Annotated in this window: 13 protein-coding genes; 7 read left to right on the forward strand and 6 right to left on the reverse strand. The window is 70.6% G+C overall.

The window, feature by feature from the left end; translation table 11 throughout:
• Positions 1–3: 3 nt before the first annotated feature.
• Both IG04_RS44330 and IG04_RS0129295 read left to right on the forward strand, forming a co-directional pair.
• A complete protein-coding gene (locus IG04_RS44330) occupies positions 4–2,259 on the forward strand; it encodes an XRE family transcriptional regulator (RefSeq protein WP_051770910.1) in 2,256 nt (751 codons plus the stop codon).
• Positions 2,260–2,263: 4 nt separating this feature from the next.
• On the forward strand, positions 2,264–4,567 hold the full coding sequence (locus IG04_RS0129295) for a helix-turn-helix domain-containing protein (RefSeq protein ID WP_036016194.1): 2,304 nt from the start codon (positions 2,264–2,266) through the stop codon (positions 4,565–4,567).
• Here IG04_RS0129295 and IG04_RS0129300 read toward each other — a convergent pair.
• A complete protein-coding gene (locus tag IG04_RS0129300) occupies positions 4,559–4,942 on the reverse strand; it encodes an SsgA family sporulation/cell division regulator (RefSeq protein WP_030479967.1) in 384 nt (127 codons plus the stop codon). The two genes, IG04_RS0129295 and IG04_RS0129300, sit on opposite strands and share 9 nt — an antisense overlap.
• Before the next feature lie 369 nt (positions 4,943–5,311).
• Between IG04_RS0129300 and IG04_RS48295 the strand changes: the two genes are divergently transcribed.
• On the forward strand, positions 5,312–7,108 hold the full coding sequence (locus IG04_RS48295; RefSeq protein WP_159460536.1) for a helix-turn-helix transcriptional regulator: 1,797 nt from the start codon (positions 5,312–5,314) through the stop codon (positions 7,106–7,108).
• Here IG04_RS48295 and IG04_RS0129310 read toward each other — a convergent pair.
• The 4 genes from IG04_RS0129310 to IG04_RS0129325 are packed head-to-tail and all read right to left on the reverse strand — an operon-like array spanning position 7,105 to position 10,748.
• Complete coding sequence (locus IG04_RS0129310) at positions 7,105–7,665, reverse strand: helix-turn-helix transcriptional regulator (RefSeq protein WP_084402237.1); 561 nt, start codon at positions 7,663–7,665, stop codon at positions 7,105–7,107. The two genes, IG04_RS48295 and IG04_RS0129310, sit on opposite strands and share 4 nt — an antisense overlap.
• Before the next feature lie 19 nt (positions 7,666–7,684).
• The gene (locus tag IG04_RS0129315) at positions 7,685–8,407 is read right to left on the reverse strand and encodes a MaoC/PaaZ C-terminal domain-containing protein (protein ID WP_144065771.1); all 723 of its coding nucleotides are present in this window, start codon (positions 8,405–8,407) and stop codon (positions 7,685–7,687) included.
• Between the two features lie 15 nt (positions 8,408–8,422).
• The gene (locus IG04_RS0129320) at positions 8,423–9,592 is read right to left on the reverse strand and encodes an acyl-CoA dehydrogenase family protein (RefSeq protein ID WP_030479971.1); all 1,170 of its coding nucleotides are present in this window, start codon (positions 9,590–9,592) and stop codon (positions 8,423–8,425) included.
• 10 nt (positions 9,593–9,602) lie between these two features.
• The gene (locus tag IG04_RS0129325; protein WP_030479972.1) at positions 9,603–10,748 is read right to left on the reverse strand and encodes an acyl-CoA dehydrogenase family protein; all 1,146 of its coding nucleotides are present in this window, start codon (positions 10,746–10,748) and stop codon (positions 9,603–9,605) included.
• Positions 10,749–10,788: 40 nt separating this feature from the next.
• On the opposite strand from IG04_RS0129325, the gene IG04_RS0129330 reads away from it, so the two are divergent.
• The 4 genes from IG04_RS0129330 (at position 10,789) to IG04_RS0129345 (ending at position 13,497) form a co-directional block, all read left to right on the forward strand.
• On the forward strand, positions 10,789–11,388 hold the full coding sequence (locus tag IG04_RS0129330) for a TetR/AcrR family transcriptional regulator (RefSeq protein WP_030479973.1): 600 nt from the start codon (positions 10,789–10,791) through the stop codon (positions 11,386–11,388).
• A 9-nt stretch (positions 11,389–11,397) separates the two neighbouring features.
• Positions 11,398–12,399, forward strand: a complete 1,002-nt coding sequence (gene ligD / locus IG04_RS0129335; protein ID WP_030479974.1) for a non-homologous end-joining DNA ligase — start codon at positions 11,398–11,400, stop codon at positions 12,397–12,399.
• 73 nt (positions 12,400–12,472) lie between these two features.
• Positions 12,473–12,691, forward strand: a complete 219-nt coding sequence (locus IG04_RS0129340) for a hypothetical protein (RefSeq protein WP_030479975.1) — start codon at positions 12,473–12,475, stop codon at positions 12,689–12,691.
• Between the two features lie 116 nt (positions 12,692–12,807).
• Positions 12,808–13,497 (forward strand): DUF6319 family protein, encoded by a 690-nt coding sequence (locus tag IG04_RS0129345; RefSeq protein ID WP_030479976.1) that lies wholly within the window; start codon positions 12,808–12,810, stop codon positions 13,495–13,497.
• A 344-nt stretch (positions 13,498–13,841) separates the two neighbouring features.
• Here the strand turns inward: IG04_RS0129345 and IG04_RS0129350 are convergent, their stop codons facing one another.
• A complete protein-coding gene (locus IG04_RS0129350) occupies positions 13,842–15,344 on the reverse strand; it encodes an alpha/beta hydrolase (protein ID WP_245816745.1) in 1,503 nt (500 codons plus the stop codon).
• Positions 15,345–15,401 lie beyond the last annotated feature (57 nt).

Genomic DNA, 15,401 nt, shown 5'->3' on the forward strand with positions numbered 1-15,401 from the left:
GACATGACGTTCGGCGCCCGGCTGCTGTGGCACCGCAAGAACGCCGGGCTCAGCCAGGAAGAGCTCAGCGAGCGGTCCGGGGTGAGCGTCCGCGCGATCAGCGACATGGAACGCGGCCGCGCCCGTTCCCCGCAGCGCCGCACCACCGAGGCCCTGATCGACGCGCTGGACCTGGACGAACACGACCAGGCCGAACTGCGCCGGCTCGCCAGGACCGGCCGGGTCGCGCTCTCCGGCCCGGTCTGGTCACTCCCGATGTACGTGGCGGACCTCGTCGGCCGTGACGCCGAACTGGACGCCATCGCCCGCATGCCCAACGGGCTCGTGGTGCTGCATGGGGCTGCGGGCACCGGTAAGACGAGCCTCGCTGTGAGGGCCGCCCATCTGTTGGAGGGCAGCTTTCCGGACGGTCAGCTGCTCATCGACCTGGAGGGCTCCGCACAACCCCTCCAGCGGTTGCTCAAAGACCTCGGGGTGCCCGCCGAACACGTGCCGGAGGACGTGCACGGCCAGACGCGGCTCTACCGGTCGTTGCTCGCGGGCAAACGCCTGCTGCTCGTGCTCGACGGTGCGAGCACGGAGGAAGAGGTCCGCACACTGAGGGCGGATCCGGGCTGCCTCACGATCGTCACGTCCCGGCACAGGCTCGCCAGGCTGGCGGGCGCGACGTGGATCCGGCTCGGCGGGCTCACCGAAACGTGCGCCGTCGAGCTGCTCGCGTCGATCATCGGCGCGCACCGCGTCGAGGCCGATCCCGGGACCGCGCGGGAACTCGTCCGGCTCTGCGGGACGTCGCCGCTCGCGCTCCGGATCGCGGGCAACCGGCTCGCCAGCCGTCCGCGCTGGCCTCTCGGTCACCTCGTGGAGCAGATCGAGGAACGCCGCCTGGCCGCGCTCACCGCGGGAGACCTGGACGTACGCGGCGCGTTCGAGGTGTCGCTCGCGCACCTGCCGGAGACCGCGCGGCTGGTGTTCCGGCGGCTCGGGCTGCTCGTCGGCACCCACGTCGGCCCGGAGCTCGCGGCCGAACTGGCCGGCATCACCGCCGGCGAGGCCGAACAGGCGCTGGAGGACCTCACCGACGTCAGCCTCCTCGACCCCGACGACCACGGTTACGCGATCCACGGCCTCGTGCGGACGTTCGCCACCGGCCTGGTCGATGCCACCGACGACGACGCGGACCGCAGGATGCTCGCCTGGCTCCTGGAGACCACGGTGGCCGCCGGAGTCCTCTTCGGACAGACGGGCGACGCCCGGCGGGTGAGTCCGCGGCGCAGGGCCTTCCCCGACGTCGCCACGGGACGGCGCTGGCTGGACGAGCACCGCGACCTGCTGCCCGAGATCGTCGAACGGGCGCGGGCCAGGGGTCTGCACGAGGACGTGACCCGCGCGGTGATCGCCGTCTCGCACTACGCGGCCATCGAACCGGGCCTGGTCTGGGAACGCGTCTACCGCCTCGCCCTGGCCTCCGCGCGCGAGCCGTGGCAGGAGATCGTCGTGCGCGGTCAGCTCGGCTGGGCGCTGTTCGACGTCGCGCACCGGCCGGGACCGGCACTGGAGGTGCTGACCGGCGCGGCCCGGATCGCCGCGGAGTCGGGGGAGACCGGGCACCTCGGCTGGGTGTGGCTGATCGCGTCGGCCTCGCACTGCGGGCTCGGGCAGTTCGACGAGGCCGAACGGGTGTGCCTCAAGGCGATCGACTCGATGCACGAGCCGATGGACGAGCACTACGCACGGTCCGTGCTCGGCGTGCTGTGGCGGCTGATGAACCGCCCTATCGCAGCCGTGACGGCCCACGAAGAAGTAGCGAAGGAACAACGCGCCTACGCCAACACCATCTATGAACTCTCCGCATTGGGCCGCACGCTCGGATGGCTCGGCCTCGCGCTGATAGACGTCGACAGGCCGGACGACGCCGTCGAGGCACTCACCGAGGCCGAGGCCGTCTACAAGCGCGCTCAGATGGCGTCCTGGCTCGCCACGACCCTGTGGCACCGCGGCCTCGCCCACCGCGCCGCAGGCCGCCTCGCCGAGTCGGACGCGGACCTGGACCGGGCGCTCGCCGGGTTCCGCGCGCTGGGCGACGGTGTGGGGGAGATCGAGATCCTGCGGGAACTCGCGGACAACGCGGAGTCACGGGGTGACCACAGCGCGTGGCAGCGTCATCTGCGAGACTCGCTCGCGGCGTGCGAACGGTGGGACACGGACGCGACGCGCGAGATCGCCGCCGAGATGCGGAAGTCCTTGTCCGGAGGGTGAGGGAATGCGGGCGACCACCTTCAGCGAGTTCCTGCGCTTCTACCGGCGCCGCAGGGGACTCACCCAGGAGGACCTCGCCGCCCGCACCGGCCTGGGCGTCCGCACGCTGAGCGACCTCGAACGCGGCCGCGTGCACACCCCGCAGGCCCAGACGGTCGACCTGCTGGTGAGCGGGCTGGGTCTGCGGAACGAAGAGGCTGAAGGGTTCGTGGCGCTCGCACGGTCGTCAGAGGCATCGCAACCACGTCCCGAACGCACAGACTGCACGCCACCCGCCGCCGAGACGCTCATCGGCCGTGAAACCGAGCAGCAGCAGATAGCCGACTACATCAGCCGTGCGGCGACGTCGTCCGTGCTGGACGTCGTGGTCGTGCACGGACCTCCCGGCGTGGGGAAGACCTCTCTCGCGGTGGACACGGCGCACCGGTTCGCCGGTCGGTTCACCGACGGCTGCCTGCACCTCGACCTGCGCGGCATGGACCCGTCGCCGCTGTCTGCGGAACGGGCCATCGCGCGGCTGCTGCGGGCGTTCGGTGTGCCGGACGCCAAGATGCCGTCCGATCCGAACGACAGCCTGCGTCTCTACCGCTCGCTGCTGCGCGAACGGACCGTGCTGCTCGTGCTCGACAACGCCGCGAACGAGGCCCAGGTCCGGCCGCTGCTCGCCGTCAGTCCCGGCTCGCTCGTGCTCGTGACCAGCCGCAACGTGCTGGCGGGCCTGAACAGCCGCGCGCGGGTCGACCTCGGTCCGCTGAGGCACGACGGCGCCGTCGCACTGCTCGCCGCGACTGCCGGAGCCGGTCGGACCGCCGACCTGGAGTCGGCGGACCGGGTCGCGACGCTGTGCGGCGGGGTGCCGCTGGCGCTCGCCATCGCGGGCCGCACCACGTCGTCGTTGCGGCACCTCGCCGACCAGCTCTCCGACGAACGCGAACGGCTCGGCGTGCTCGCGACCGGCGACGTCCAGGTCCGTACCGCCTTCGAGCTGTCCTACCGTCTGCTCGCACCCGAGGTGGCGACCCTTTTCCGTCGGCTCGCGCTGATCCACGGCCCGGACACGTCCGTCGAACTCGCCGCCGTGGCGGCCGGAACCGACGACGCCGAGACATTGCTGGAGGAACTCGTGGACGCGAGTCTTCTCCGCGCGGGCGTTCCCGGCCGGTACTCGTTCCACGACCTGATCCGCGACTACGCGCGCGAGCGGCTGCACAGCGACGAACCCGACGTGGAGACACACCGCCTGCGCACGCGCGACTGGCTGCTGGCCACCGCAACGAGTCACGCGTCGGCGTTCGTGCCGGACGACCAGGGCGCGGCCGAGCTGGCGGGCGCGGACCGCTGGCTGTCCAGGGAGCGCGCGAACTGGCGTGGCGCGTACCGCGAGGCGGTCGCCGACGGCGCTCATGAGCAGGTGCTGGCGCTGGCGAGGTCGATGCACTGGTACTCGGACCACCGCGGCACGGGCGAGCTGTGGCTGGAGGTCTACACGGCGGGCGTCGGCGCGGCGGCGGCACTGGGCGAAGAGGAGCAGCGGGCCCAGCAGCTCAACTTCGTGTGCTGGGTCTACATCGCGCGGCACACGAACATCACGATGGCCAAGCGGTGGCACCACGAGGCGTTGCGGGCGGCGCGGGAGTGCGGCTCGCTGACGGAGAGGGCCTGGGCGCACTACTACCGGGCGGGCATCGCGAACCGCGAGGGCAGCCAGGCGGACGGCGTCGTCCATGCCAGGCAGGCCGCCGAGCTGTTCCGGGAGGCGGGCCGGCCGATGGACGTGGTGTTCGCGCTGTCGTACTCGGGTGTTCTGCTGCAACGACAGGGCCGATTCGACGAGGCCGTCGAAACGCACAGGGCGTGCGTCGAGCAGGAACGCGCGTTGCGAGCGGACCAGCGTGGCGTGGCGCTGGAGAACGCCGCCCAGCTGACGCTCCGCCTGGCGGACGCACTCGTCGAAGCCGGCGAGCACGACGAGGCGCTGAGCGTGGTGGCACGCGCCGAGGAACTCCTCGGACGAGGTGCGGCGAACCTGCTGTCGATGGTCAGGCACACCCGTGGCCGTGTGCTGGCCGCCGCCGGACGGTTCGCCGAGGCACGGGACCAGCTGGCCGGAGCGGTGGAGTCGCTGTCCGACCCGGAGCTCAAGGTGGCCGTGCTGATGGAGATCGCCGGGCTCTGCGACCGCGTCGGCGACCACGACGCCGCCGTCCGGCACCGGGTGCGGGCGCTGGCCGAGAGCGAGGGCTACGAGTCGCCCGGCATGACGAGGCTGCAGCACGATCTCGCGGAAGTGCTCGGCCTCTCAGCGTAGGACGGTGCTCAGGAACGCGTCGGCGTCGAACCGTTCCGTGCCGCGCGGCACCAGCCGGTCGGTGGCGTCGAGGAACTTGCGCAGCGTGCCCGCCGGCACCTGGAAGACCGTCATGTGCCGGTCGGAGACGAGCTCCAGCACCAGCACCCGGCTCGAATGCGGCCGCAACCGCACGTCGCCGTCACCCGCTCTCCTGCTCATGCCCTCGGCGAGCACGTCCCTGCCCACGACCCACGTGGTGGCCGAGCCGCCCGCGCGGAACCGCATCGTCACCGCGAACGGGTCTTCCGACCGGTAGAGCAGCTCGGTCTCGACCGGCGCGGTGGAGCCGTTCGGCAGGACGAAGTCGAAGACGGTGCGTGACGCGACCCGCATCGGCACTCCTTGTGGTGTTCGTGAGGGGTACACAGGGAATCACGTAATGGGCAACGAATTGGTTCAAGAGGCGCCGTTGTCATTACCAATTGATTGGTCGAATGGTTTCGCGTTCTCGGCGGGTGCTTCGACGCCCGATGTTGTGCGAAGGGGCAGACCTGCGGAACTTCTGCCGGTGCTTCTGCATGGTCCTGAGGGACGGCCCGCGATTTGCTGGTTGACATGGTCGCCCCACTTAGCCCCGGTCACGTGGGCACCGCCGTGCGCAGGGCGGGTGGCCTGCTCGTCGGACGTGGGCGGGAGATCGCCGTCCTGACGGAGGCGCTGAGCGGTGGCGCTCGCTCGTGCGTTGTGCATGGTGCAACTGGTATGGGTAAAAGCGCATTGCTGTCCGTTGCTTCTTCAATCGCGGTGCGCAGCGGATTGCGGCCGGTTCGCGGATTGCGGGCGTTGAGCGGGGTCGACAGCCACACGGTGCTGGTGGTCGACGACGCCGAGCGGCTGTGCGCGGAGGAGGCCGACCGGCTGGCCCGATTCCGGGGCGCGGTGCTGCTCGCGGGCGACTGCGATCCGGACGTGCTGGCGGTCGTGGACGCCGTGCGGGTGCCGTTGCGGCCGATCGACGGCGAGGCGGTCGCGGAGATGATCCGGCGGCGGTTCGACGCCGAGGTCACGCCGGAGCTGGCCGCGTTGTGCCTGGAGTACAGCGGCGGGGCTCCCGGCGTGCTGAGCGACGTCCTGGACGTGGTCACGGACCTGTCCTCGTTGCGCGCCATGCTTCCCGGCCTGCGGCTGCCGCGCCTGCTGCGGGCCGTGCGCCGGAGCTGGGAGGTGCTGGACGCCGACGCGGTCGCGGTCGCCCGTGCGCTGGCTGTGCTGGGCAGCGCGCCTCTCGACGTGGTGTGCGAGGTCGCCGGAATGGGGTCGTTCCGCACCTTGGCCGCGTTCGAACGCCTGGTCGACGCGCGTCTCGCCGTCGACGAGCCGATGCGCGTCCAGTCGCCCGCGCTGAGCCATGCGATCCGGCACGAGATGACTCCCGAGTCGCGCGAGTCCCTGCACCGCGCCGCTGCCGAGGCCCTGCATCGGCGATGCGATCCGCCGGTCGCCGTCGCCGAGCACGTGGTGGCGTGCGCGGAACCCGTCGGGGCGCCGTGGGTGGCGCCGGTGCTGCACGGGGCGGCGCGGCTGCACCAGGCGGCCGGGCGGCCGGAGCAGGCGGTGAGGTGCCTGCGCGCCGCTCTACGGGAGCCGTCGGACGGCGAGATCGCGGAGCACGTGGCCGTGGCGATGGCGGAACTCCACCTGCGGTGCGGTATCGCACCTCGAGCCGACGAACTCGCCCGGCAGCGGCCCGCCGCGGGGGAGTGGTTCGACGCGGTGGTGCTCGACTGGCAGTGCGACGAGGACCTGCTCGGCCACTCGGCCGCGCCCATCGTGCCGGAGGATCCCGAACGGGTCCTGCGGGACCTCCCGGAGAACGGGCCGCGAATCGTTCCGCTCGCTCTCGCCGGACTCGGTCTGCTGCGCCGGGGTTCCGAACGGATGGTGCTGGATCTCGCGCCACAGCTGCGAGGCCGGCTCGTCGGCGCGGAACGGGACTGGCTGACCGCGCTGGAGATGTGGGCTCATCGCGCCGGCGGCGACCATGCCGAGGTCTCCCGGCTGATGCGCGAACTCGCCCAGGCGTCACCGTTGCGGGGCTGCGTGGCGCTGGGGGCGGCGGCGTTCGTCGCGTCCTGTGTGGACGCGGGCCGCCCTGGCGAGGCGCGGGAGATGTTGGTGCGGCTCGGTTACACGGGAACGCTACCGCCGGTCTGGACGTGCACGCTGTTGCTGCACCAGCGCGCCCGCATGCATCTCGCGCTCGGAGCAGCCCGTGCCGCGCTGGCCGACGCCGAACGCGCCGGGGCGGCCGAGCTGGCGGACCAGGCGCGGGCGGCGCTGGGCCGGGAGCACCGGGCACCGCGCGGGGCGGCGTGGGACAGGCTGACGCCGCACGAGTCGCGAATAGTCTTGCTGGTGCTGGAAGGCGAGACGAATCGGTCGATCGCGGCGCGGTTCAGCGTCACGCAGCGGGCGGTCGAGCTGCACCTCACCCGCGTCTACCGCAAGGTCGGCATCAGCAGGCGAGTACAGCTCTCCTCCGTCTTCGGATCTGCCTAGAGCAAACCCGAACGCAGCGCCCACGCCACCGCGTGCACCCGGTTGCGTAGCCCGAACCGTTCCAGCAGCTGGTGCAGCGCGTACTTCACGGTCCGCTCCGAGCAGAACAGCTGCGCGGCGACCTCCGCGATCGTCGCGCCGTCAGCCAGCAGCTTCAGCAGCTGCAGGTCGCGGTCGTTCAACACCGGCGAGCGGTCCTGCACCGCATGGCCGCCGAGGAGCAGCTTGATCAGCCGTTCGGCGTTGACATCCGCCCGCCGCAACGGAACCGCCAGCCCGGCCTGGGCCGCGATCGACGGGGTGAGGTCGTGCACTCGGGCCGCGATCACGACGATCTTGGGCGAGCCGCAGGCCCTCAGCCGTGCGGCCTGTTGCGCGCACAGCTCGTTCACCAGGGCCAGCAGCACGTGCGCGTCCGAGCGCTCTTGGACCACCCGCACGCGCGGTGAGTTCTTCAACAGGTGCGTCACGCCGGCCGCGCTGATCAGGTCACGGGACTCCACCGCCACGCGCACCGGTTCGATTCCGGAGTCCACGGTTGCCAGGGCACTACTCATGACACGATCGTGCGAGCTTTCAGCGGCTGTCCACTTCGGAAAACCGAACCGATCCGAGCAGAACCTGCCGGTCGTTCGCGAACGTGCGGAACTCGCCGGTCGGCCAGCGCTCGATCCGGAGCTCGTCACCGGGCGTCACGGGCGCGGTGAACCGGGCGTGCAGCTCGGTGAAGTCCAGGCCGCGCACGGTGATCCCGAGCGTGCACAGGCCGTGCAGGATGGGTTTCGCGAACCCGGCCCGGCGCGCGAACCCGGCGTCGTGGTGCATCGGGTTCACGTCACCGGTCTCGCGGTACCGCAGGGCCTGGTCCTCCGTCGTCTGGAAGAAGCCGACCTCGGGAGCGGTGCCGGGGACGGCGAACTCGCGCGTCTCACCACGTTCGCCGCCGAAACCGCCTTCGCCCTTGAGGAAACAGGACGACCGCGTGCTCGCGTAGCCGGACTCCCAGGTGCTGACGACGAGAGCGCCCGATCCCTTGTCATAGATGTCGGTGACGGTCTTCGTGACGACCGTGGAACCGTGCGCCGGGAGCCTCCCGTGCAGCCACAACGACTGCTCGGCGTGCAGGACCTGGGTCATGTCGGCGCCGGTCAGGCCTAGTTGCGGGCCGCCGTGCTGCAGCAACGGGATGGCGAACGCGGGGGAGTAGCCGCCGACCGCCGCCGCGTACACCCCGGCGTCGCCGGCCGACCAGGTGCGGACCTGTCGTTCGACGACGCCGAGGATGTCGTGGCTGAGCATCACCCCAACATAGGGCTACCCGAGCGTGCCGCGGATGTTCGCGTGGCCCTTGAGCAGGTTGCGGGCGATCGTGCGGCGCTGGATCTCGTCGGTGCCCTCGTAGATGCGCAGCAGCCGCAGTTCGCGGTACCAGCGCTCGATCGGCAGCTCACGGGTGTAGCCCATGCCGCCGTGGATCTGGAGCACGCGGTCGACGATCTCGTTGGCCTTGATGCCGCCGTAGAGCTTCGCGATCGACTGCGCCTGCCGCGAGTCCTGCTTCTGGTCGACGAGCCACGCGGCGTGCAGCACGAGCCAGCGCAGTGCCTCGATCTCGACCGCGGAGTCGGCGATCATCCACTGGATGGCCTGGTAGTCGGCGATGGGCTGGCCGAACGTGACGCGGTTCTTGGCCTGCTCGATCGCCATCTCGACCAGCCGCTCGACGCTGCCGAGCGCGCGGGCGGGCAGCAGGTAGCGGCCCTGGCCGATCCACTGCATCGCGAGGTGGAAGCCCTTGCCGACCTCACCGAGGACGTTCTCCTCGGGCACGCGGACGTTGTCGAACACGAGCGCCGCCGGGCCCCACTGGCCCATCGTGGGGATGGGCTCGGACTTCCAGCCCATGTCGCGGTCGACGAGGAAGCACGTGACGCCGCCGTCGGCGCCCTTCTCCTTGTCCGTCACGGCGAACACCATGACGAAGTCGGCCTCATTGCCCTGGGTGATGAACGTCTTCTCGCCGTTGATCACCCACTCGTTGCCGTCCTTGACAGCGGACGTGCGGATGGCCTTGGCGTCACTGCCGGCACCGGGTTCGGTGATCGCGAAGCACGACACGCGTTCGCCGGAGATCGTCGGCAGCAGGTAGCGCTGCTTCTGCTCCTCGTTGCCGTGGAACAGGATGTTGTCCGCGTAACCGCCGAAGCGGAACGGGACGAAACTGCGGCCCAGTTCGGCTTCGAGGAGCGCGGTCATCACGGCGCCGAGGCCCATGCCACCGAACTCCTGCGGCGTGAGGACACCGAAGAACCCGGCCTGCTTGGCCTTGTCCTGCAGTTCCTTCAGCTCGTCCCGCGTGAGACCCGGCTGGCCCGCGCGTTCGCGGCGCAGCACCTCGGGCTCCAGCGGGATGATCTCCTTGCGCACGAAGGTCCGCACCCAGTCGCGGATCTCCTTCTGCTCCTCGTCGAGCGTGAAGTCCATTTCTTTCCTTTCAGGCGAACGCGTTGATGCCCGTCAGCGCGCGACCGATGAGCAGTTTCTGGATCTGGCTGGTGCCCTCGTAAAGGGTGGTGACACGGGCGTCCCGCAGGTACTTGCCCACCGGGTACTCGTCGATGTAGCCGTAGCCGCCGAAGACCTGGATGGCGTTGTTGGCGACCTTGACCGCCGCCTCGCTGGCGAAGAGCTTGGCCATGCTCGCCTCGGTGCGGAACGGCTCGCCGCGGTCGGCCAGGTCGGCGACCCGCCACGTCAGGAGACGGGCGGCGTCGGTCTCCACGGCCATGTCCGCGAGCAGTTCCTGGACGAGTTGGAAGCCCGCGATGGGCTTGCCGAACTGCTCGCGTTGCTTGGCGTACTCCAGCGCGGCTTCCAGCGCGCCCCGCGCGGCACCGACACAGCCCGCCGCGACGGACATGCGGCCCTTGTCGAGCGAGCCCATCGCGAGCTTGAAGCCCTCGGTGCTGAGCAGGGCGTCCTCCGGCACGTCGACGTCGTCGAGGGTGATCTCGGCGGTGGCCTGGCCGCGCATGCCGAGCTTGCCCTTGATCTCGGTGGCCGTGAAGCCCTTCGAGTCGGTGGGGACCAGGAAGGCGCTGATGCCCTTCGGTCCCGGTCCGCCGGTGCGGGCGAACACGAGGGCGACGTCGGCCCACGTGCCGTTGGTGATGAAGACCTTGCGGCCGTTGATCCGGTAGCCGTCGTCCGTCCTGGTGGCCTTGGTGACGAGGCTGCCCGCGTCGCTGCCGGTGCCGGGCTCGGTGAGCGCGAAGCAGCCGAGTTGGGTTCCTGTGGTGAGGCCGGGCAGCCAGCGTTGTTTCTGCTCCTCGGTGCCGTGCCGGGCGATCGACTTCGCGACCAGGCCGAGCGAGACGGAGATGATGCCCCGGACCGCGCTGTCGCCGCGGGCGATCTCTTCGAGGACCAGGCAGTAGGCGAGGTTGTCGCCGCCGGAGCCGCCGTAGCGCTCGTCGATCCCGAGCCCCAGGAACCCGACCTCGCCGAGCGCGGGGACCAGCTCCCGGTCGATCGCCTCGTCGCGGTCCCAGCGCGTGGCATGGGGCACGATGCGTTCGTCGGTGAACCGCCGGGCCAGCTCCCTGAGCTGCCGGTGTTCGTCCGAAAGCGTTAGATCCACAGACCCTCCCGACTAACCGAACAGTGTTAGGTTAACTCACATGCCCCGGCCGAGCACCCCTCTGCTGAGCCCCGGCCGCATCCGGTCGGTGGCCCTGGCCATCATCGATCGTGACGGCCTCGACGGCCTGTCCATGCGCAAGCTCGCTGCCGAGCTGGGCGTGCAGGCCGCGTCGCTGTACGGGCACGTCCGCACCAAGGACCAGCTGCTCAACGACATCGCCTCGTCCATCCTGTCGACCGTCGACGTCTCGGGCTTCACGGTCGACTGGCGCGAGGGCCTGATCCGGTGCGCGCGTTCCTACCGTGCGGCGTTGTCGTCGCACCCGAACATCGTTCCTTTTCTGGCGTACGGCCCGGCCGGCCGCGAGGAGTCACTCCAGCGCCTCGACCTGCTGCACGGCGCCCTGGTCGATGCCGGCTGGTCACGCCGCGAGGCCACGATGATCGCCGCTGGCCTGATGTACATCGTGTTCGGCTCGGCCCTGAGCTCGTTCTCCAGCGGGTTCTCGTCCGATCCCGCGGACTACACCGACCGCTACCCGCACCTCGACCGCGCCCACCTGCTGCCGGGCGTCGCCCGCGAACTCGACCGCGACAGCTTCGAGCTGGCGCTCGCGGCGTTCGTGCGCGGCCTTTAGTGTTCTGCCGTGGCTTCCAAGGCGATCGAGCTCGAGGTCGGTGACCAGCTGGTGCGGGTGTCCAACCCGGACAAGCCGTACTTCCCCGCGCGGGGCATCACCAAGCGGCAGGTGGTCGAGTACTACCGCACGGTGGCGCCGGTCCTGCTGCGGGTGCTGCGCGACCGTCCCGTCGTGCTGAAGCGCTACGTGGACGGCGTCGAGGGCGAGGCGTTCTACCAGAAGCGCGTGCCCAAGGGCGCTCCCGGCTACGTCGAGACCGTGCAGGTGAAGTTCCCGTCCGGCCGCCCCGCCGACGAGATCTGCCCGACCTCCGAAGCCGTGATCGTCTGGGCCGCGAACCTCGGCACGTTCGACTTCCATCCGTGGCCGGTGCGCCGTGCCGACGTCGACCACCCGGACGAACTGCGCATCGACCTGGACCCGCAGCCGGGCACCGACTTCTCCGACGCCGCTCGCGTCGCCCTGGTGCTGCGCGAGGTGCTGGCCGACGCGGGTCTGGTCGGGTATCCCAAGACCTCGGGCGGCCGCGGCATCCACGTCGCCGTGCGGATCCGGCCGGAGTGGGACTTCATCGACGTCCGGCATGCCGTGATTGCCCTGGCCCGCGAGGTCGAGAAGCGCGCCCCAACGCTGGCGACTTCGGCCTGGTGGAAGGAAGAACGCGGCGAGCGCGTCTTCATCGACTTCAACCAGGCCGCCCGTGACCGCACGATCGCCTCCGCCTGGTCGGTGCGCGGAACGCCGCGCGCCACGGTCTCGACGCCGGTGCTGTGGGACGAGTTGTCCACTGTGGACCCTGACGACTTCGACGTGCTGACCGTGCCGAAGTACCTGGAGGAGCGCGGCGACCTGCACGCCGGTCTGGACTCCGAGGCGTTCGGCATCGAGACGCTGCTGGAGTGGTACGCGGCCGATCCGCGCGGGGAGATGCCGTACCCGCCGGACTACCCGAAGATGCCGGGCGAGCCGTTGAGGGTTCAGCCTTCCCGTGCCCGCAAGCAGGAGTGAGCCAACCGGCTGTATCGGGAACGGATCCAGTGGGCGACCTCGTAGACTGAACCGAACGCGAGAGGAGGTCGCCATGTCCCAGCCTTATGTCGTGCGGTACGTCGGCGGTCCCCTCGACGGCAGGGTCGACTCACTGCCGTCCACGCCCGAGGATCCGAAGCAGACCGTGACGTACGTGCATCTGCACGGCGGGCCCAAGATCGTGCACGTGTACGACCTGTCGTACGCGGTCGAGTACGGGTGCGAGTACCGGCTGCGAGCCGAAGAGGTCGAGAACGCCGAAGAAGCCTGAGAGCGCTCTCGCGCCTTGCTTCGCCCGTTGGTGATCTTGTTGCCGACCCTGTGCTCAGAAATGTCAGGGGTGTAGGGCATGCTGGGGCACAGGTGTTCGAACGGGGAGGCAGCGCGATGGCGAAGAAGAGCGGGCTGTCGGCGGAGGACGTCGTCGACCTGCGGTCGCAGTTGGACGAAGGCAGTCAGCCGATGGTGTGGTTCACAGCGGCCGCGGTCGGCATGGAGGAGGGCAGGTCGGCGAAGCTGCTGGCCGTCACCGACCCTCCGGAGGGTGATTTCATCCAGGTCCGGCCCACCGGCTCGAAGGACGAGATGTCCTTCTCCCCGGCCGAGTTGACGCTGGAGAAGCCGCCGCCGCGCAAGAAGCCGGCGACCCCGCCTCCGGCGCCGGTGGAGCCGCCGCGGGAGACTGAGGTCATTCACCCCTACGTCCCGGAGGCGCCGGTGAAACCCGCGGCCCCCAAGCCGAAACCCGCACCCGCTCCCGCCGAGCAGGCGCCCGCGAAGCCTGCCGCGCGCAAGCAGTCCGCGAAGAGCTCCTTCCCCGAGGTCACGATCACGCTGGTGACGACGGGCGAGGGCGAGTGGGCCGTGGAGGTGCTGCAGGGCACCCGCAGGACGGTCCGGCCGACGCCGGTGCCGCCCGCGCAGGTGGCTCAGGCCGCGAAGCTGCTGACGCCCGAGGTCGCCGAGATCGTCGAGGGCGTGCTGAACGCGGCGCGTGCTCAGCAGCTCGCCCGGGTGGAGCAACTGCGGGCCGAACTGGAGGCAGCCCAGAAGGCCCTGGACGACCTGGGCGCGTAGCGCGATCACGTGCTGCGACGCCCCGGTGGTTGTCCGCACGCGTTCGGGTGAGAGGGGTTCCCAGGGCTGGTGGCGGGGCGGACCGTGAGGTGCGCGGATATCCCGCGCAGGTCCGGCTTGGAGGACGGGGAGGCCCTGATGGGTACGTGTGGGTGCTGTTCCGGGTGCACGGGGCCCGGCTGCGGCTGCTGTTCGGGCTGCTGACACGAAGATTCGCGCGGGGAGCTGTTCGCGTCGTGGTCACGCGAACGGCTCCCCCTCTGCGTTGGTACAGCAGTGATGCGGGGGTGCGACGAGATCTTTGCGTTGTGGTTGAGCGAATGCGCCCTGTCCGGGCGGTCTGATCAGGGCGGGCAGACGGTGCCGTTCGACGGCACCTTCGCGTCGATCAGGTAGTCGCGCACCGCCGTGGTCGCGCACCCCGACAGGGTGAGCGCGCCATGTCCGCTGCCCTGCCACCCGATCAACGACGACCCGGGCAGCCGTTGCGCCGTGTGCTCGGTGCCGGGCGCGGGCGTGGAGAGGTCGTTGGCCGTGCTCAGGACCACGATCGGCGGCGCGCTCTTCAGGGCGTCCACCCTCTCGGCCTTGGGCGGCGGGAACGGGTTGCAGTGCAACAACATGCGGGCGAACACGGCGCCGAACATCGCGTGCTTCGACTGCCAGTCGGCGGTGAGGGCCTTCACCCGATCCGGTGGGATGCGGGTGGCGGTGTCGTTGCAGCCGATGATCAGGCCCGCGTCGAACCGCGGCGGGTTCTCGTCCAGGTCGTTGACCAGCGGTTCGAGCAGGGCGAACAGGCCCGTGCTGTCGCCGGCGCGGGCCTTCACCACGGCGTCGGCGAGCGCGGGCCAGCGGGCTCGGTCGGTCAGGCCCGCCAGGATCGCGTTCAGGGCCGAACCGGGGGTCAGGTCGACGTACTCGCCGCGCACGCGGCCGGTTCGCAGCTGGGTCAGGAGTGCCGTGACGTCCTCGCGGGGGTTCGCGAGAGCGCAGCCTCGCGTCTTGCAGTCGCGGGCGAACGCGTCGAACGTCGCCTCCGCCGCGACGGCACGGGACTCGAGGACGCCCACCTGGTCGAGCGCCGGGTCCGGGGCGCCGTCGAGGACGGTGCGGCCGATGCGGTTCGGGTAGCGCTGGGCGTAGGTCGTGACGACGCGCGAGCCCTCGCCCAGGCCGATGGCGTTGAGGCGGTCGGTGCCCAGGTAGTCACGCAGACGTTCGAGGTCGGCGGCGGCGCGCCACGAGTCGAATGCGGTCAGCCGGCCTTCGAGGTCGAGCACGCACTCCTGCGACGCCTCGCCCGCGGCGACCACGAGGTTCGACTGCTCGGTCTCGGCCGGGTCGTACTCGACGAGCTGTGCGCGCGTGGACTGCGGAATGCACGACAGACCGTCCGAACGGCCCGTGCCACGCCGGTCCATGCCGATGATCGTGTACGTGCTGAGGATGTCCTTCGGCAACGCCGCCGCGAGCCGCGCGGCCTTCAGCGTGCCGGGCTCGCCGCCGGGGTCGTTGACTACGACCAGCGCGCTCTTGCCGGTGCCGACGCGCGTCAACGCGATGCCGATCGTGCCGCGGCCGGGGCGTCCCGGCGGGTCGAGCACGGTGGTCATGCGCGCGCATTCGTACTTCTGGTCGCCCTGCGGGGCGTCGGCGCCGAAGCGGTCCTTCATCTGCTCGTTGCACGGTGACCACGGCAGCGAGTCCGTCTTGTACTCGCCCAGCGGGGGCACTGGCTGCGGCCCGGCGAGCGTGCTCTGGTCGACGGGCTGGTCGCCCTCGCCCTTGACCGCGATCACCGGCCTGTTCGAGGGCCCCGCGCTGCACGCCGTCAGCACGCTCACTGCCAGTAGGGCCAAGGCAGCGCGACGCACAGATTTCCTCACTCTCGTTCACACTCC

Origin of the sequence: Lentzea albidocapillata (assembly GCF_000719115.1) — a bacterium.
Taxonomy (GTDB): Bacteria; Actinomycetota; Actinomycetes; order Mycobacteriales; family Pseudonocardiaceae; genus Lentzea; species Lentzea albidocapillata.

What these genes read in the sequence shown, in the direction of transcription:
- IG04_RS44330 (WP_051770910.1), top strand. Translation starts at nt 4, where the DNA reads ATGACGTTCGGCGCCCGGCTGCTGTGGCACCGCAAGAACGCCGGGCTC.
- IG04_RS0129295 (WP_036016194.1), top strand. Translation starts at nt 2,264, where the DNA reads ATGCGGGCGACCACCTTCAGCGAGTTCCTGCGCTTCTACCGGCGCCGC.
- IG04_RS0129300 (WP_030479967.1), bottom strand. Translation starts at nt 4,942, where the DNA reads ATGCGGGTCGCGTCACGCACCGTCTTCGACTTCGTCCTGCCGAACGGC.
- IG04_RS48295 (WP_159460536.1), top strand. Translation starts at nt 5,312, where the DNA reads ATGGGTAAAAGCGCATTGCTGTCCGTTGCTTCTTCAATCGCGGTGCGC.
- IG04_RS0129310 (WP_084402237.1), bottom strand. Translation starts at nt 7,665, where the DNA reads ATGAGTAGTGCCCTGGCAACCGTGGACTCCGGAATCGAACCGGTGCGC.
- IG04_RS0129315 (WP_144065771.1), bottom strand. Translation starts at nt 8,407, where the DNA reads ATGCTCAGCCACGACATCCTCGGCGTCGTCGAACGACAGGTCCGCACC.
- IG04_RS0129320 (WP_030479971.1), bottom strand. Translation starts at nt 9,592, where the DNA reads ATGGACTTCACGCTCGACGAGGAGCAGAAGGAGATCCGCGACTGGGTG.
- IG04_RS0129330 (WP_030479973.1), top strand. Translation starts at nt 10,789, where the DNA reads ATGCCCCGGCCGAGCACCCCTCTGCTGAGCCCCGGCCGCATCCGGTCG.
- IG04_RS0129340 (WP_030479975.1), top strand. Translation starts at nt 12,473, where the DNA reads ATGTCCCAGCCTTATGTCGTGCGGTACGTCGGCGGTCCCCTCGACGGC.
- IG04_RS0129345 (WP_030479976.1), top strand. Translation starts at nt 12,808, where the DNA reads ATGGCGAAGAAGAGCGGGCTGTCGGCGGAGGACGTCGTCGACCTGCGG.